General features: G+C 50.4%; 18 protein-coding genes. 5 read left to right on the forward strand and 13 right to left on the reverse strand.

Annotated elements, in window-relative coordinates:
* Positions 1–7: 7 nt before the first annotated feature.
* Entirely contained in the window at positions 8–208 is a 201-nt protein-coding gene (locus DB847_RS14650; RefSeq protein WP_108651367.1) for a DUF1153 domain-containing protein, read from the forward strand.
* Positions 209–309: 101 nt separating this feature from the next.
* Positions 310–792 carry a GAF domain-containing protein gene (locus DB847_RS14655; protein ID WP_108651368.1) on the forward strand — a complete coding sequence of 161 codons (483 nt, stop codon included), beginning with the start codon at positions 310–312 and terminating at the stop codon, positions 790–792.
* Here DB847_RS14655 and DB847_RS14660 read toward each other — a convergent pair.
* From DB847_RS14660 to DB847_RS14670, 3 genes are all read right to left on the reverse strand, one after another.
* The gene (locus DB847_RS14660; protein WP_108651369.1) at positions 787–1,308 is read right to left on the reverse strand and encodes a GNAT family N-acetyltransferase; all 522 of its coding nucleotides are present in this window, start codon (positions 1,306–1,308) and stop codon (positions 787–789) included. The two genes, DB847_RS14655 and DB847_RS14660, sit on opposite strands and share 6 nt — an antisense overlap.
* Before the next feature lie 27 nt (positions 1,309–1,335).
* On the reverse strand, positions 1,336–1,764 hold the full coding sequence (locus DB847_RS14665) for a hypothetical protein (RefSeq protein WP_108651370.1): 429 nt from the start codon (positions 1,762–1,764) through the stop codon (positions 1,336–1,338).
* Between the two features lie 958 nt (positions 1,765–2,722).
* Positions 2,723–3,631 carry a LysR family transcriptional regulator gene (locus DB847_RS14670; protein ID WP_199911579.1) on the reverse strand — a complete coding sequence of 303 codons (909 nt, stop codon included), beginning with the start codon at positions 3,629–3,631 and terminating at the stop codon, positions 2,723–2,725.
* Positions 3,632–3,828: 197 nt separating this feature from the next.
* Here DB847_RS14670 and DB847_RS14675 point away from each other — a divergent pair, with 197 nt between their 5' ends.
* Positions 3,829–5,376 carry a CoA transferase gene (locus DB847_RS14675; protein ID WP_199911580.1) on the forward strand — a complete coding sequence of 516 codons (1,548 nt, stop codon included), beginning with the start codon at positions 3,829–3,831 and terminating at the stop codon, positions 5,374–5,376.
* Positions 5,377–6,435: 1,059 nt separating this feature from the next.
* Here the strand turns inward: DB847_RS14675 and DB847_RS14680 are convergent.
* The 10 genes from DB847_RS14680 to DB847_RS26095 form a co-directional block, all read right to left on the reverse strand.
* On the reverse strand, positions 6,436–7,068 hold the full coding sequence (locus DB847_RS14680) for an arylesterase (protein ID WP_108651372.1): 633 nt from the start codon (positions 7,066–7,068) through the stop codon (positions 6,436–6,438).
* Between the two features lie 179 nt (positions 7,069–7,247).
* Complete coding sequence (locus DB847_RS14685; protein ID WP_108651373.1) at positions 7,248–7,643, reverse strand: H-NS family histone-like protein; 396 nt, start codon at positions 7,641–7,643, stop codon at positions 7,248–7,250.
* 153 nt (positions 7,644–7,796) lie between these two features.
* Entirely contained in the window at positions 7,797–8,093 is a 297-nt protein-coding gene (locus tag DB847_RS14690; protein ID WP_108651374.1) for a hypothetical protein, read from the reverse strand.
* 20 nt (positions 8,094–8,113) lie between these two features.
* Positions 8,114–8,398 (reverse strand): hypothetical protein, encoded by a 285-nt coding sequence (locus tag DB847_RS14695; protein WP_108651375.1) that lies wholly within the window; start codon positions 8,396–8,398, stop codon positions 8,114–8,116.
* Positions 8,399–8,672: 274 nt separating this feature from the next.
* The gene (locus DB847_RS14700; RefSeq protein ID WP_108651376.1) at positions 8,673–9,023 is read right to left on the reverse strand and encodes a hypothetical protein; all 351 of its coding nucleotides are present in this window, start codon (positions 9,021–9,023) and stop codon (positions 8,673–8,675) included.
* A 377-nt stretch (positions 9,024–9,400) separates the two neighbouring features.
* Positions 9,401–10,678, reverse strand: coding sequence for an ammonium transporter (locus DB847_RS14705; RefSeq protein ID WP_108651377.1), 1,278 nt, complete (start codon positions 10,676–10,678; stop codon positions 9,401–9,403).
* Between the two features lie 195 nt (positions 10,679–10,873).
* The gene (gene ulaR, locus DB847_RS14710; RefSeq protein ID WP_108651378.1) at positions 10,874–11,629 is read right to left on the reverse strand and encodes an HTH-type transcriptional regulator UlaR; all 756 of its coding nucleotides are present in this window, start codon (positions 11,627–11,629) and stop codon (positions 10,874–10,876) included.
* 147 nt (positions 11,630–11,776) lie between these two features.
* Positions 11,777–12,649, reverse strand: a complete 873-nt coding sequence (locus tag DB847_RS14715) for an L-ribulose-5-phosphate 3-epimerase (protein WP_108651379.1) — start codon at positions 12,647–12,649, stop codon at positions 11,777–11,779.
* 168 nt (positions 12,650–12,817) lie between these two features.
* Positions 12,818–13,582: an L-ascorbate 6-phosphate lactonase gene (gene ulaG, locus DB847_RS14720; protein ID WP_267897767.1), complete on the reverse strand. Its 765-nt coding sequence runs from the start codon at positions 13,580–13,582 to the stop codon at positions 12,818–12,820.
* Positions 13,564–13,884, reverse strand: coding sequence for an MBL fold metallo-hydrolase (locus DB847_RS26095; protein WP_267897714.1), 321 nt, complete (start codon positions 13,882–13,884; stop codon positions 13,564–13,566). Before DB847_RS26095 ends, ulaG begins: the two co-directional genes overlap by 19 nt.
* 451 nt (positions 13,885–14,335) lie before the next feature.
* On the opposite strand from DB847_RS26095, the gene DB847_RS14725 reads away from it, so the two are divergent.
* Together DB847_RS14725 and DB847_RS14730 are read left to right on the forward strand one after the other, a co-directional pair.
* Positions 14,336–16,099, forward strand: a complete 1,764-nt coding sequence (locus DB847_RS14725; RefSeq protein WP_108651380.1) for a PTS ascorbate-specific subunit IIBC — start codon at positions 14,336–14,338, stop codon at positions 16,097–16,099.
* 60 nt (positions 16,100–16,159) lie between these two features.
* Positions 16,160–16,636 (forward strand): PTS sugar transporter subunit IIA, encoded by a 477-nt coding sequence (locus tag DB847_RS14730; RefSeq protein ID WP_108651381.1) that lies wholly within the window; start codon positions 16,160–16,162, stop codon positions 16,634–16,636.
* Positions 16,637–16,667: the final 31 nt, after the last annotated feature.

A 16,667-nucleotide genomic window follows, 5' to 3' on the forward strand; every position in this document is an offset into this window, starting at 1 on the left:
GGTGACCATGACCCAGCAAACAGTGGATAAAGCCTGGAGTGCTGAGCGTAAAACGGCATTGGTGCTGGAGATCCTCAAAGAGCACACCAGCATCACGGATGCCAGTGAGAAGTATCATCTCAGCCCCACAGAGATAGAGCATTGGCTGCATGATGCTCAGCGCGGCATCGAAAATGCCCTGCGCGCCAACCCTTACGATATCCGGTAACCAAGGGAACGCACCGCCCCTGCGACAGCTTTGGTGATTGAGAGGATCTTGCTCCAGGATGTGCTATAACAGATAACCCCTGTCATAACCCTGGAGCAACAATGACCAAACAACAAAAGCAACAGACCTATCGGGAGTTATTTCAAGCCCTGGACGCCTTGTGTGAAGGAGAGCGTGATCCCATCGCCCTGATGGCAACCATTAGCTGCGAGCTTTTCCAACGTTTCGAACTCTTTCACTGGGTGGGTTTCTATAGAAATATCGGCAATGACACCCTGAAAATCGGCCCCTACCAGGGGGGGCATGGTTGTCTGACCATCCCCTTCTCCCGTGGGATCTGTGGCCAATGTGCCCGCGAGCGGAGCTTGCTGAATATCCCGGACGTGCTGACCCAAAGCTGTCATATTGCCTGCTCAACCAGCACGCGCTCTGAATTGGTTCTGCCTATCATCAATCAACAGCAGCAATTACTGGCGGTGCTGGATATCGACTCGGATCTGCTGGCGAACTTTGATGAGATCGATGAGCAGAACCTGCAGCAACTGAATCGCTATTTCAACCAGGTGCCCGCAGCAAATCTATAACTGCTGAGGCCGCTCAATCGCATAGATATCAACGATCTTGTCATTGATTCTCTGCTGATGACTAAATTCCTCACCGAGCCGCTCGGCCACCTTCGCCGAGCGGATGTTATTGGGGGCAATCACACTGATGATCCTCGGCAGAGAGAGGTGGCAAAATCCCCAGTGGATGACCTCCCGCGCCGCCTCGGTCGCATAGCCCTTTCCCCAATAATCGGGGTCGAGCGCCCAGCAGACCTCAGGTCCGGGCCACCCCTCGGGATTGATGATCCCAACCCGGCCAATTAACTGATGACTCTCTTTTTCCTCCAGAGCCCAAACGCCATGATCACGTAACTCCCAGTGGCCCAGAGTGTAGGCGATATTATGCCAGGCCTGCTCCCGGGTCAGGGGTTCCCCCTCTCCCATGAATCGCATGAACTCGGGCTTGGCACAGATCTGGGCATAACGCTGCAGATCGCTATTGTGAAAAGAGCGCAGAATCAGGCGCTCTGTCTCAATGATGGGGATTTTATGCATTTTGATCTCCTTATTCTATTGCATAAATTAGCCGGAATATTCGACGGGCTCCATATCACTCCACTGGGCCCTGATCCCTGGATCCTCTGCCAGGGCCTCATAAGCCTCTTCAAGGCAGGAATAACAGCAGAGCTTGATCCCGGCTTGCCTGGCACACTTTTGGGAAATCATACTCGATAGCCTGGAATCTGAGACACTCACAAACCTTGAACAGCCCCGCTGCTCAAGCCCCTGATACATAACACTCAACTCATCCAATCCATCGGCTGTAATACTGGGTTGATTCTGCAGGTGCTCCAGATAAGCCCAGGGCTGCTCTATGCCATGATCCAGAGCTTCAAACATTCTTGTTGCAAGATGACGGATGCCACTGCGGTTAAAGTGTCCTAATGGCTTAAGCAGGAGCAGCTTCGGGTAGCGGTGGATGATAAAGTGCCCATGAGCGGCTTCTTTCATGAAAACCTCAAATCGCTTGTCTCTTTAGTACCATATCCCACCCCTAAAATTGACACAATCTTCAATAAAGAGCCAATGTTCGATCTGAGCCTTTGGTTGTGATTCGTGGCTGTTATCACTCGACCACGGCAATATGCCAAGGGCACAACATGGCTGACCTCAGGTCAAATCACTGAAGTTCGCTTTGTACCAATAGCGAGCTTGATAGCATTGCATGCAGCTAATATTGTGGCTTCGCCACAGATATGCCGGGGCGCCGACAGCGCCTGACTTTTGTATCGGCAAAAGTCAGCAAAACCTCCCTTCGCGCTGCGAGTCCCTCCGCAGAGCTGCGGTGCTCGGCGATTATCATCCTTGATAATCCTACCAGCTCGGTATCCCTACCTCGCGTTTCATTGCTCCGGGAGCAATTCCACCCTGTCTCGAAAACAAAAAATAGTGGTTTTATAGTTTGCCTCGGCACTCGCTCACGGGGGTTACTTCCCCTTTGATTCGCACCGAAAGGCCACGTTGGTGTTTGAGATTGAAGGATATGGATATCCTGAAAGCAGGGTCGAGCCATGGATGGCTCGTTTCTGCGTATCTCATAAAACCAGTGGCTCTGAGGATCAACGCGAATCGAGGGGCACCCTCGGGGTTGTTAGGGGGACTGGGTGAGCAGTTCCCCTAACCCGTCGCTGCTCGGCAGCGGCAAATGTGCCGAAGGCACAAATACTCAGTCCGAAGGACTAAGAGCTAAGTTCGCTTTGTACCAATAGCTGACTTTTCCTAGTGCTGCGCACGGCTGATCTGCGGCTTCGCTGCATAAGTGCCGGGGTGCCGGCAGCACATTACTTTTGTACCGCCAAAAGTAATCAAAAGCTCCCTTCGCGTGATGTATTTATCATCCCTGATGAATCTCTCCAGCTCGATATCCTATCTCGCGTTACGTGACTCTGAGAGTCACTTCACCCCTCCATCAAGCTCCGGTGCTTGGCATCCCTGCCTCGAAAAGAGGTAATTGATCGAGCAATGCTGAAATTGAAGGCAAATATTCATCATTCCAAACAAGATAGGTACGGTTCATTGTTATCCCGTCAGGTAGTTTGTGTTTTCTTATAGCACTATTAAGGCTCAATGTTTCCAGAACCGAGGCCGGAATAATGCCATAGCCGCCATTTGCAGCGACACACGCAGCAATAGCATGGTAACTGCTGAACTCAGAAATTCGTGAAGGTTTTACAACCGCTTCTGAAATCCAATTTTCGATGATGGTGCGATACGAGCAACCTTTTCCAAAGGTGATCAGTGTTTGGCCATGGAGATCAGAGCTCTGAGTCACAGGCGGATGGTCGGCGCTGGTGACCAAGATCAGTTCTTCACGAAATACCGATCGGACGTTGAGACCATTGCGCTCAAAAGGCTCACCAACAAACGCTGCATCCAGACGATAATCTTGCACCCTTTGTATCAATTGCGCCGTTGTCCCGGTTTGCAGCTCCACTTTAAGGCTGGGCTTAGATCGATGAAGCGCGGCAAGTATCTTTGGTAAGCGGCTAGCGGCGGTACTTTCCATAGAACCCAGCCGCAGTGGTCTTAGAGAATTTGAACCCCGCACAGATAATTCTGCTTCATCCGCCAAACGAAGCAATCGCTCAGCATGAACCAAGAGATCTGCTCCTTGTGGCGTAAGCTCAAGGGAGCGACCGCGCCTTCTGAATAATGAAACACCAAGCCTTTGCTCCAACTGTTTAATCCGTGTCGTGACGTTGCTTTGCACCCGATTTAATTTCTCTGCGGCACGAACAATGCCACCTTCATTCACTACAGCGCAAAAAACATCAAGCGAATTTAGATCCATTCTTCTCATTTTAAGAATCTTATTCAAAATAATTCAATTTAGCTAATGGGTTAGCTGTGTCAATGTTTGAACTGTAGGAAGCTTAATAAAGCAGCTGAAGTTGGTGATGAATAGGTTTTAAGTCGCACAGAATTTGAGTTCGACACCATCTGCAAAACTCCCAGGTTCGGCTTGAGTCTAACAGCCTCGGCACTGAGGAGTGTTGTGACTTACAGCCGTGACAGGTGATAGCAAGTTTCCATTCAAATTTTGGCCTGATTGAAAATGGTAAAAGCATCATGACGAAAAAAAATAACAATCTTCCCCACTCTATGGATGAGCTGCTAGAAATTCGTGGGCAGGGGAGTCCAGCTGAAAAAGAAATTACCTTTACCCGCGAAGGCCCTTTTTTCGCTTCACCACTTAAAATGGGTGAAGCCTTAGCCAGCGCACTGGCCGCACGGGCACTTGCTGCAAACGACCTGTGGGAGCTTCGCATGGGGGATCGTCAGAAAATTGAAATCGACACTCACGCAGCCGCTGCAACCGCGCTTCTGGGCAGCCGCGAAACCGAGCGCCTTAATGAAAAAGGCGAATACGAGCATTTTGAACTTAGCCCTGCCGTTGCCGATATGATTGCAACAACTCAATGCTGGCCTACTAAAGACGGTAAACACTTCTTGCCGCACACAAATCTGGACCATTTGCGTGAAAAAGTTCTGGGGGTGTTGAAGTGTGACAACTCCATAGATGCTATCAAAGCCGCGCTCATGAACTGGACAGCCAAGGGCGCCGAAGACGCGATCGCACGGGTACAAGCCTGTGGTGGAATGGTGAGAACTCCCGAAGAGTGGCTTGCCCATCCACAAGGGGCATACCTGGCCAAACGGCCTGTCGTGGAGATCGAAAAGATTGCCGACAGCGACCCTGAGCCGCTACCGGAATGCAAGACTCCCTTGGAGGGGGTTAGAGTCATTGATTCCACTCGGATTATTGCTGGCCCGATGGCCGGGTTTTCTTTAGCTGAACATGGCGCTGATGTTCTCATGGTCACTGCCGAGCATTTGCCTCAAGTGCCCGCCTTCCTGCGTGATACCAGTCATGGAAAGCGAAGCTGTTTTCTCGATTTAAACCATCAGACGGATGCAGAGCAATTGCGCTCCCTGGTAAAAGAATGTGACGTCTTTCTGGATGGCTACCGTCCCGGAGCACTGGCCCGTAAGGGGTTCTCCACCGAGAGTCTGACTAAAATGCGCCCGGGTATCATTCATACTTCCGTGAACTGCTTTGGATCGGGTGGCCCATGGTACGAGCGTGCCGGCTGGGATCAGGTGGCTCAGGCCGTAACCGGGATGTGCGATGTTCATGGAAGAGGGGTCGATGCAGATGGGCCCTTGTTGACCCCGGTATTTGTTTGCGATTTCCTGGCAGGTTATCTGGCTGCTTATGGGACTATGATTGCCCTGGCTCGTCGGGCTCGCGACGGCGGCAGCTATCGAGTAACCTCGTCATTGTGTCAGGTAGCAATGTGGCTGCTGCGGATGGGCGAGGTAGAGGGGTATAAAGGCGTCCGCGGACGCTTGACGGAGCAAGAGAGTAAAATTTGGAAGCGTGAAGTGCATGGTACGCCTTATGGGGACCTTCGGATGATCGGCCCTGTCATCATGATGTCCAAAACCCCCGCGATTTGGCAGAGCCTACCGCCGGTACTTGGTGGAGATAAACCAGGCTGGAGACCAAGAACGGAACGCACTGGTGACAGAACTATTGTGCCGCAGGCACACAATGGCTAACTGTAGGTCAGATCATCGAAATTCGCTTTGTACCAAAAGCGAACTTGATAGCATTGCATGCAGCTAATATTGTGGCTTCGCCACAGATATGTCGGGGCGCCGACAGCGCCTGACTTTTGTATCGGCAAAAGTCAGCAAAACCTCCCTTCGCGCTGCGAATTTATCATCCCTGATAAATCTCCCCAGCTCGATATCCTATCTCGCGTTACGTTGCTCTGGGAGCAACTTCGCCCCTCCGCAGAGCTGCGGTGCTCGACATCCTGTCTCGAAAAAAAATTGTGGGTTTATAGTTCGCCTCGGCGCTCGCTCACTGGGGGTTACTTCCCCTTTGATTCGCACCGAAGGGTCACGTTGGTGTTTGAGATTAAAGGATATGGATATCCTGAAAGCAGGGTCGAGCCATGGATGGCTCGTTTCTGCGTATCTCATAAACCAGTGGCTCTGAGGATCAACGCGAATCGAGGGGCACCCTCGGGGTTGTTAGGGGGACTGGGTGAGCAGTCCCCCTGACCCGCAGTCCGCGGCCGGACAATTGTGCCACAGGCACAAAAAGCTGACCGCAGGTCAAATGATGAAGGTTCGCTTTGTATCAATGGCGAACTTTTTATATATCCTGCGGATAGCCTTTTTGCAGCTGCGCAGCATGATTGCCGGAGTGCCGGCAGCACATTACTTTTGTACCGCCAAAAGTAATCAAAAGCTCCCTTCGCGCTGCGAGTCCCTCCGCAGAGCTACGGTGCTCGGCATCCTGCCTCGAAAACAAAAAAGCACAAATATAACTAGCCTCGGTGCTCGCTCATGGGGGTTACTTCCCCTTTGATTCGTGCCTGAAAATCATAATGCGAGTGAATCCGAATGGCTGGACGCCATGAGAGCATAGCCACGCCAGGGGTGGAGTCTCTCCCGGAGAGACAGAGCGAGAGATAGGGATATCGAACTGGGGAGGCATATCATGGATGGTATGCGGCGTGTCTATGCTGAGCTTCAAGGAATAAGTAATTTTCAGGATTGCCACGAATCAAGGGGCCCCCTCGCGGTTGTTAGGGGACTGGTTAAGAGTCACCCTGACAGAGCCCCTCTTTGAACCATTAACTGATAGATCGCCTGGGCGAAGAGGCGGTAGCCCTGTTGATTCAGGTGCACCATATCTGATTTCATCTTGCGGTCGCTCTCAAGCTCCCCGAGAATCGTTTCATCGATAGGCAGCCGGTTGTTGTCCGCAAGCTCCCGATAGAGCTCCGGTGGATCCACCCATAAGCCCGGTTTAGGTACCGAAATCAGGATCACCTCAATCCCACGCTGCTGTGCCAACTCGATCATCTGTTGCAGGTTACTCTTAAGCTCAACCATGGATCGCTTACGCAAGATATCATTCCCGCCATGACAGAGAATGATGAGGTTTGGTTGGATCTCATCCAGCACCCCAGGCAAACGCTTGAGGCCTTCAGAACTCAACTCTCCCGGAACCCCCGCGTTGATCACTCGGATCCCTGAGAGCTGCTGAAGTACGGCGGGATAGCTCTGTTCAGCCGGGACACCCACTCCGCGAGTCAGACTATCTCCAAAAGCCAGTATCTTGTCTGCAGGCTGTAACTCGGTGAGGACAGGTTTGCTACAGCCAGAGACAAACAAAAATAATAACAGGCCTAACCATCGCCATTGTTGCCAGCCCACTCGCTCACATTCAGCCATAGGAAGTTCCGCGCTGCTCGTTTTACCCAAGTATGGCTATTAATGTTTCATTGCCCAGTCCACTCAAGCCCCGGACTCAGGCTCATGATAAAATTAGCGAGACTCTTTATAGGCGCAAGCCAAAAAAAAGCCTTGTGAATCTCATGAACTCACAAGGCTAAATCTGAATAACAAACAGCTTAGATCAAGAACTCATCCAGAGAGCGTCCTTCGTCCAAAGCACGTTGGATCGGAGCAGGCTTGCGTCCCTGACCCGTCCAGGTCTTCTCCTGGCCATTCTCATCATGATACTTATATTTGGCCGGACGTGGAGCACGCTTAGAGGTGGACTTAGTCGCTTTCTGTGGAGCCAGATCGCCAAGATCGATACCATCAGCAGCCATCTTATCCAGGTACTCCTGGATTTTTTGCTGGCGAGCTTCCTCTTCTGCACGAACCGATTCCTCAGATTCCCTGCGTTGCTCAACCACCTCCTGTAATTTAGCTAATCCCTCCTCCAACTGCTCCAGAGTCAAATCTCTGCAGTTAGCGCGAAGACTGCGAATATTTAATAACGTCTTAATGAAATCAGCCATTCATATTTCCTTATTTTATTTTAATGGATAGCATTCTTTATGCTGCCGACTTTATTATGCATAAGCCTTGGAGATGATTCCAATTATTTTTTTAAATAGCCTGAACAGTTGCTGAACTATCCACAGACATCCCATCAAGTCATGCCGAGAAAACTAGCCTGTACGGTTCCAAACCGATAGTTTGATACTAATTTTTGCATTTTCAGGAAGTGTACCATTTGTCAATATATGAATATCCCCGGCATTATTCGCCTCACACAAACGCTCATAAAGCTTGGATATCTCGTCACGATCGCCATCATGAAACTGAAATGCGACATCAGCTGACTCATGCTCAGGTAACAGGGCAAAATTAAACTGCTCATCAATCAAAATGTAGTGATAACTCTGGTGAGCTATCTTAGCTACAGCGTTTATAGAGTAATGGGTTGTTGTTTTGCTGGTTAACATACCCTATCCCTCAATGTGGCTTACTGTTCGCTCAAGACATGCTGACGTAGCTCAGTAACTTTTGCCATGAAAAACTGCTGCGCATCATCCCGGGTATAGGCTTCGGAGACCTGGCGCACCCCATCAATAGAGAAAGGTGCACTTTGAACATACCCCTTGCGCTTCTGACATACTCCGGAAGCAAGCTGCACTTCACGATCCAGCACGATCACATGAAAACGAGCCGGACGACTTATCTCCAGGAAGTCAGCGACCTCGACAAGTGCCAGACCATCCATCTCATCATGAATAACCAGTTTGGGCATGCCATTCTCCTTGTGTTTTACATCCAGGTACAACAGATTTAGAGAGTGTCTGCGACAATCTATCAGCTCAATGACAATGATGCAATTTTAAACAGAATTTCTAATTTTGGCCCTATATTCTTCTTTACTCTTATGGGCCAGATTAAATGTTGTTTGAAGCGATAAAGTCAAACCCAGCAAATAAATTAATTCCTGTAAAAACGAGATATCTTTTGCGAGTTACCATCAATTACCCGACTAAAACAGACAAAATAAGCGTAAATCAGCCCTCCTATCACAGCACCAACAAAGCCTCCCCAAGAAATAACCAGGGATGAGTCACCGAGCCCCAATAGTCAAAAGCCAAATCAAGTCGATAGCAAACCAGATTGCATAAGCTAAATACAATCAAACTCACCAGCAATACCAGGGGAAAAACCCAGCCTTTCGCGCCTTTATCCAGCCCAAGAATAATGATCCCGCCACCCAGCACGGCTCCCATTGCCAGAGCGCAGGTTAGACTCCACAGCAGAGTCTGAGCCGGGTGTCCGGGAAAAAGATACAACCCATAGATCCCCCAAAGCACTATCTCTCCCATGACTGAGAGCAGCAGCGCAAAACCGATTATTTTTCTATGAGATCCCATCCTGTCCTCCTCACTATGTGAGCTGGTTTCATTGATAAGTGAGGTTAAAGCTTCCAGCTAATGGAAGGTCAAGGGGTGTATTCCAAGGGGTGTGGCTAGCGGTGAAACAGGAACAGAGACTGGGTGCTGACAATAAAAAAGCCCCCAACGCATTGGAGGCTCTTATTGAATCCTTACCAGGGCATTTTTAGTTTAATCCGGGTAGTTATTCGTAACCCTCAAGTTCAAGTGCTGCTTTGAGCTTTGTTAAGCTGACCTTCTGCAGCAAGGCTGCTGCAGTAGAGCAACATGGATGTGGCTTGCGAGTCAGCGATCAAAGTCAAAGCTGCTTTCATGAGGTGAACCGGTTTATCCGGAAACGCTCCAGGTAAAGCTATTTATTCGACCCGCTCACCATGCTCGGCAATATCCAATCCGCGGCGCTCGGTCTCGTCATCGACTCGAAGATTCACAGCCAGGCCAATAATCTTGAGCAGGATATAGCTGGCAACCGTGGCGTAGACGACGGTGACCACAACCCCCAGAGCCTGTAGCCCAAGCTGAGCCCAGTTCCCCTCGATCACACCGGCTGTCCCGCCAATGGCCGATGAGGCAAAGACCCCGGTGAGCAGGGCACCGACGATTCCACCAATACCATGGATCCCAAAACAATCCAGGGAATCATCATATCCCAGCTTTGTCTTGAGAACCGCGGTCGCCCAATAGCAGATCACCCCGGCCAGTAAGCCGATACCAATCGCGGCTCCGGTTGTCACAAATCCCGCGGCGGGTGTGATCGCAACCAATCCGGCAATGGCACCGGAAACAGTTCCCAGCACAGAGGGCTTACGAGTGATACTCCACTCAGCAAACATCCATGCCAGGGCTCCGGAGGCGGCTGCCAGTTGAGTCGTCAGCATTGCCATCCCCGCTCCCTGTCCTGCGCCAAGGGCAGAGCCTGCATTGAAGCCGAACCAACCCACCCAGAGCATGGCCCCGCCAACCAGGGTCAGGGTCAGGTTGTGGTTAGCACTCTGATCGCAGCCCTCCTGGCGACGCTTACCAACAACCATGGCCGCGACCAGGCCGGATACACCGGCATTAATATGCACCACGGTACCGCCGGCAAAATCAAGGATCCCCTTGTTCATTAGCCAGCCATCACTCCCCCAGACCCAGTGGCAGATGGGAGCATAGACCAGCAGGAGCCAGAGGGCGATAAAGACCAATAGGGCCGAAAATTTCATCCGCTCCGCCACAGCACCTGTGATGATCGCAGCTGAAATCACCGCAAAGGTCATTTGGAAAAACACAAAGGCACTGGTGGGAATAGTGCCGGTTAAACTGGTAGTGGTCACCTTATTGAGCAGGAGATCACTCAGGCCACCAATAAAGCCGTTACCGGTGGAAAAGGCCAGGGTATAGCCTGCGACTGCCCACAGCAGTGAAACCAGGCAGCAGATCGCAAAACATTGTAGCTTGATCGACAACACATTCTTCTTACGAACCATGCCGCCATAGAAAAGAGCCAGGCCCGGGATACTCATAAACAGAACCCACATTCCGGAGCTCAGTACCCAGGCCGTGTCTCCGGTGTCCAACCCGGCCGGTGCCGCCAGCGCCGGGAGACTCAAGCAACTAACCGCCGGAAATAACATCCATAGCTTCCATTTCATCGCCACTCTCCTATCCATTCTCTGTCACTGAATATTTATAATTTGTGCAGAGTCAAACAAGAGACGTGCCAACTATTATTTAGTGTTATATATCAATTAATTAAGACGATTTTTGACGCTATTTTAGTTTTTAATCAGACCTGAATGCACCACTTAGAACAAAAAAGAGGCTATTTCGCACCGAGATGGTGCATGCTACACCAAGATGACCTCTGTCCCCTGCTCCCTGAGCTCCCGGATGATCTTGGGATCGGCCTCTGAGCCTGTGATCAAAACATCGATACGTTGTGCATGACAAAATAGCATCCCGGCACGTTGACCAATTTTATTGCTGTCGGTCAAAACCACAAGCTTGCCCACATGATCCAGCATTTTCTGCTCTGCCATGGCTGTGAGCATATCCATCTTATACAGACCATCGACCGTTAATCCCTTGCCACTGGTAAACATCCAGTGGCCGGCATACAGGGAGGAGATCTCATCCTGAGGAGCCAAAGTGATTGATTGGCTCTTATTGTACTGACCACCAATGATCACCACCCCATCGTGCTCCTGCTCTATCAGGTAATTGGCAAGGGGAAAATAGTTAGTGATCACCTGAACATCCTGACCGCATAGCTCCTGACCGAGCAAAAACGCGGTAGAGCCACAATTGATTACGGCACTTTCTCCCGGAGAGATCAGAGATGCTGCAGCCTGGGCAATTCGAACCTTTTCATCATGGTTGGATGCAAGATGAATATTAAACGGGGACCAAAAGCTCTTCTTTTGCGGAAGGGATTCGGCGCCATTACGAACTTTACGTAACCTCCCGGACTCACTGAGTTTCGTGATATCCCGGCGCGCCGTTGCCGGAGAGATCTCAAAGGCTTCGATGAGATCGGCAATTGTCAGATAACGCTTTTGCTGTAGCAGCTCAAGTATTGTGCTATGCCGCTGGGCTTCTGTCATAGCAGTTCCATTTTTTGATTATTTATGACTAGTATTGATTTTATAACTTCACTCCCGTGATTTAAACCCATTCGATAATCTTCAAGGGGCTGAGCCGCTCTGAGTAGTTAAACTTTGAAATGGCTCTCAATCATCCCCCTTCGATGACTATAGAAGTTGCATTCCCGCTTTATGAGCAGCCTCGGCCAACCGGGCTCTGGCGAGTCGAATATTCTGGGCCCACTGCTCATCCCGGGCCCACATCTCGATCACCATGGGAGCTGCGTACTCCATGCTAAGTAAAGTTTTAAAAATGGATTCAAAATCAACATCCCCCTCCCCGATCACCAGATCCCGGAACTGCCCCTGGTGATCAGGTGTCACTCTCAGCGTGTCTTTGAGATGGAGCTGAACAATATGCTCACAGCTGAGCTTGAGCTCGGTACAGGTATCGTAATTCCAGCCACTAATATTGCCTACATCCGGATACGCCATGAAATAAGGAGATGGGAGCTCATTTTTCAGGATCTCAAATTTACTCAAGGAGTTGAGATAGGGAGTATCCATGATCTCAACGCCCAGCATCACACCGGCGCGCTCCGCCATTTTCGCAGCGCTCCTCATCCCCTCAATAAAACGGCAATGGCTTTCGGGAGTTTGTGTCTCATAGTAAACGTCATACCCGGCAAGCTGGACGCAACGCACCCCCAGTTTATAGGCGAGATTGATCGCCTTTTGCATCATCACAAAAGCCTGCTGTCGAACCGACGCATCTTTTGAACCAAACGGGAATCTGCGGTGAGCACTCAGGCACATGGAGTGAAGGGGAATGGCATGTTTCTCACACAGACGGCGCAGGGCGTAGATCTTCTCATCACTCCAATCCAGGCGCTGACGTCGCTCATCTGATTCATCTACTGATATTTCAACAAAATCAAAACCAAACTCTTTGGCTGTCAGGAGCTTCTCCTCCCAGGATAGTTCAGCGGGCATCGCTTTCTCATACAGCCCCAGGCGAAAAGAGTTATCAAAACTATGCATTGCACACCTCATGGAAAAGTTCAGCTCCTCCCTGGCTGCCGGGCAGACGATGAGGAGCTTTGTTGAGCGGCTAAATCATCGGCCCCCTCTTACCTGGGGCTCGCTATCACAGGGCAATGAAGCGACTCAAATCTGCCGGCATGGAGAAATAAATATCCGCCCAGGACCCTACAAAAATGATTTGTAAGGCAGCTCGGGATCATCAATGAAAATGTCATCAAAACCTCGAGGGTGCTGGTAGTAACGCTTATCTTGATCGGTCGGGAAGGTGTACTTGCCTCCGACCTGCCAGAAGAAGGGGCTGAATCCATAATTCAGGCGATCTTTTTTCATCTTCCACAGAACCTCGATCTCACGGGGATCATTTTGGAAGTTTGCCCAGATATCATGGTGAAACGGCACCACCACCTGAGCATCCAGCGACTCCCCGGCCCTTAATATATCGGAAGCGGTCATCTTGTCGGTCACGCCACGGGGGTTTTCTCCATAGGAGAGCAACGCCACATCAATCTGATGATCATTACCATGCTTGGCGTAGTAGTTTGAGTAGTGCGAATCTCCGGAGTGATAGAGATTCCCGCCTGTGGTCTCAATCAGATAGTTGACGGCGCGATCATCCATACCATCAAGAATCGATTTGTCATGAGAGCTCACTCCTTCCGGCAGGGTCACCAGAGCGGTGCGATCAAATGCATCCAACACCTTGATGGTCACATCTCCTACCGGGATCTCATCTCCAACCTGCGCCACGATACAACGATCGGCAGGAACTCCCCACCCGGTCCACAATTCGACACATGCCTTAGGCCCGATAAACTTTACCCGCTCATCGCAGTTGTAGAGAACGGCTGCGGCGACGTTGATATCGATATGATCCGCGTGGTCATGGGTTGCCAGTACGGCATCGATTTTTTTTATGCCGAAGGGATCCAGGACGAAGGGGGAAGTTCTAAGGTTCGGCTGAAGGTTACGAACTCCCCCATCCGCATCATCTGATGCTGATTTTTCATGTTCGGATTGGCCCGGGTTTTCTTGCCGGTGCCACACCAAAAATCGATGCACAGGTTGGTGTCTCCCTCTGACTTCACCCAGATCCCGGTACAACCAAGCCACCACATGGCAAATGTTCCGGGCTTCACCTCCTCCTGCTCTATCTCTTCATTCAGCCAGGTTCCCCACTCAGGGAAGGTATTCAAAATCCATGACTCCCGGGTAATCTCATCAACCTTGCTCATCTGAATCCCTCTTGCTTCTTTGCCGATTGCAACACTGTCATCCTGCGCTGGCAGGCAATGACAACAAATGATGTGAACCAACTATAACAATCACAATAATGATTGAAAATGATTAAAGGTGACTTTTTGTGATCCAGTTAAACATTTGAACGATCAAAAACTTCGAATGAACTGCAGTAGCCCTTGCACCCCCTTACCGCCGAAAGAACAGGGGATACCCCCTATAAATGGGAATAAATAAGGCCTAAACCCTCATAATTGATCTTGATCAAAACAGATACGAAATCAATGAGAGCATTCTCACATAATGTCAAATAATGACTTTTTATGATTACTTTTAGTTGCTAGGTTGTTTGAGCTGATGGCAGACAAGCGTAAAGGCAAGAAACGAGAACAACGAAAATACAGGATACCCGGCAAGCTGGATTGCAGTTATTGATGGAGCATCATTATGCAGACCCTATACGACATATTTTATATCTTTTATAGCCAGATCATGACCAAGGCTCCCTTGCTTTTGGGGCTAGTGACTTGTATCGGTTACATCTTACTTAGACGTGACGTGACGACCGTCATTAAGGGCACCATCAAAACAATCGTTGGATTCATGCTGGTCCAGGTTGGAGCAAGCACTCTGGTCGCTGGCTTCAAACCTGTGATAGAAAAACTAGCTGAATACCATCACATCGTTGGCTCGGTGATCGACCCCTACACCACGATGATGGCAACGATGGAGACCATGGGGCAGGACTACTCCTGGGTTGGCTATGCCGTACTGCTGGGGCTGGCGCTGAATATACTACTTGTTGTTTTTCGTCGTATTACCGGGATCCGCACCATAATGCTCACCGGACACATCATGTTCCAACAAGCAGGCCTGATCGCTGTTTTCTATTTCATTATGGGAGCATCCATGTGGGAAACCGTGATCTGCTCAGCCATCTTAATGGCTCTGTACTGGGGAATCGCCTCCAATATTATGTTCAAGCCCACAGAAGAGGTGACGGGCGGAGCTGGCTTTTCTATTGGGCACCAACAACAAGTTGCCTCTTGGATCGCGACAAAAGTAGCTCCCAAGCTTGGAAACAAAGAGGAGAGTGTCGATAACCTGAACCTTCCGAAATGGCTTAATATTTTCCACGACAGCATCTCGGCGACGGCCATTGTGATGACTCTCTTCTTTGGCATCATTCTTCTCTCTTTCGGCCTGGATAATTTGCAGGCGATGGCAGGAAATACTGCATGGCCCATCTACATCCTTGAAACGGGTTTAAAGTTTGCGGTTGCTATTCAGGTCATTGTCGCCGGGGTTCGCATGTTTGTTGCTGAGCTCTCGGAGGCTTTTAAAGGGATCTCAGAGCGAGTCATTCCGAATGCGGTACTGGCCATCGACTGTGCCGCAATCTATGCCTATTCACCCAATGCCATGGTCTTTGGCTTCATGTGGGGAGCCATTGGCCAGTTTGTCGCAGTCCTTGCCCTGCTGGGTTTTGGCTCACCGATCATGATTATTCCCGGCTTCATTCCTATGTTCTTCTCTAACGCAACCATAGGTGTGTTTGCTAACCACTTCGGAGGCTGGAGAGCGGTCATGAAGATCTGCTTTGTGATGGGGATTATTGAGGTAACCGGATCAGCCTGGGCGATTCACTTGTTGGCCGAGCAGGGAACTCAGTTTAATGCCTGGATGGGAATGGCGGACTGGGCTCTGGTGTTCCCGCCTATCATGCAGGGTCTGTCCTTCTCATCCATGTTCTTCTTTGTGATCTTGGCTGGTGCCGGCGTCTATATGTACTTTGCTTCAAAGACATTGCGGGCCGAGGAAGACCAGGCCAAAACAAGCCGAGAACAACTCAACACAGCGCAAGATCTATCCCACTGTGGGACTGAAGAATCCGTGCAGATACAGAGCTCTGCCCGGGCCGTGCGCATTCTGGCGGTGTGTGGAAATGGTCAGGGATCATCGATGATGATGAAGATGAAGATTGGCAAATACCTTGAAAAGAAGGGGATCCCCCATGCCATGGATTCCTGCGCCGTATCCGACTACAAGTCCAAGCTGGCAAGCACTGACATCATCGTCTCCTCCAAGCATCTTTCCGGCGAAATGGATCCCGGACAGGGCAAGTTTGTGCTGGGCGTACAGAACATGCTTAACCCCAACTCTTTTGGAGATGAGCTGCTGCAGATCATCCACAACAATTTTGCGAAATGATTCTGAAACGATAACTAAAGCCACTTCTGCTCACGGTAAGTGGCCCGCATGGAGCTGATTATGAACTTCAAACAATCTCTTATCGATAACCGCTCAATCAAACTACAGACAACGGCAACCGACTGGAAAGATGCTATCAAACAGGGCACCGATATGTTGATCGCATCCGGCGCTGTTGAGCCCTCTTATCCTGAAGCCATCATCCGCAGTATCGAGCAGATGGGCCCCTATATCGTCATTGCCCCCGGGTTGGCGATGCCCCACGCCCGCCCGGAAGATGGAGTCAATCGCACGGCATTCGCTTTGGTAACCCTCAATGATCCCGTCCATTTCGAGGGGGAAGATGAGCCGGTTGACGTTCTGATCACCCTGGCTGGCAGCTCTTCGGATGAGCATATGCAGGGGCTGATGGAGGTCACCCAGGTGCTGGATGATGAGGAAAGTGACAGCGGGGTGGATCTGGACAAACTACGCAATTGCCGCTGCGCAGAGGATGTGTACGCGGTCATAGAGCAGGCATTGGCCGAAACGGTATAGGCGATACAAATTCACCAACCTAGGGATACCA

This window comes from Dongshaea marina, from assembly GCF_003072645.1.
GTDB lineage: Bacteria > Pseudomonadota > Gammaproteobacteria > Enterobacterales > Aeromonadaceae > Dongshaea > Dongshaea marina.

Bases quoted from the DNA above. Each gene is read 5' to 3' on its own strand.
- DB847_RS14650 (WP_108651367.1), top strand. From the start codon at position 8: ATGACCCAGCAAACAGTGGATAAAGCCTGGAGTGCTGAGCGTAAAACG.
- DB847_RS14655 (WP_108651368.1), top strand. From the start codon at position 310: ATGACCAAACAACAAAAGCAACAGACCTATCGGGAGTTATTTCAAGCC.
- DB847_RS14660 (WP_108651369.1), bottom strand. From the start codon at position 1,308: ATGCATAAAATCCCCATCATTGAGACAGAGCGCCTGATTCTGCGCTCT.
- DB847_RS14665 (WP_108651370.1), bottom strand. From the start codon at position 1,764: ATGAAAGAAGCCGCTCATGGGCACTTTATCATCCACCGCTACCCGAAG.
- DB847_RS14680 (WP_108651372.1), bottom strand. From the start codon at position 7,068: ATGGCTGAATGTGAGCGAGTGGGCTGGCAACAATGGCGATGGTTAGGC.
- DB847_RS14685 (WP_108651373.1), bottom strand. From the start codon at position 7,643: ATGGCTGATTTCATTAAGACGTTATTAAATATTCGCAGTCTTCGCGCT.
- DB847_RS14690 (WP_108651374.1), bottom strand. From the start codon at position 8,093: ATGTTAACCAGCAAAACAACAACCCATTACTCTATAAACGCTGTAGCT.
- DB847_RS14695 (WP_108651375.1), bottom strand. From the start codon at position 8,398: ATGCCCAAACTGGTTATTCATGATGAGATGGATGGTCTGGCACTTGTC.
- DB847_RS14700 (WP_108651376.1), bottom strand. From the start codon at position 9,023: ATGGGATCTCATAGAAAAATAATCGGTTTTGCGCTGCTGCTCTCAGTC.
- DB847_RS14705 (WP_108651377.1), bottom strand. From the start codon at position 10,678: ATGAAATGGAAGCTATGGATGTTATTTCCGGCGGTTAGTTGCTTGAGT.
- ulaR (WP_108651378.1), bottom strand. From the start codon at position 11,629: ATGACAGAAGCCCAGCGGCATAGCACAATACTTGAGCTGCTACAGCAA.
- DB847_RS14715 (WP_108651379.1), bottom strand. From the start codon at position 12,649: ATGCATAGTTTTGATAACTCTTTTCGCCTGGGGCTGTATGAGAAAGCG.
- DB847_RS26095 (WP_267897714.1), bottom strand. From the start codon at position 13,884: ATGAGCAAGGTTGATGAGATTACCCGGGAGTCATGGATTTTGAATACC.
- DB847_RS14725 (WP_108651380.1), top strand. From the start codon at position 14,336: ATGCAGACCCTATACGACATATTTTATATCTTTTATAGCCAGATCATG.
- DB847_RS14730 (WP_108651381.1), top strand. From the start codon at position 16,160: ATGAACTTCAAACAATCTCTTATCGATAACCGCTCAATCAAACTACAG.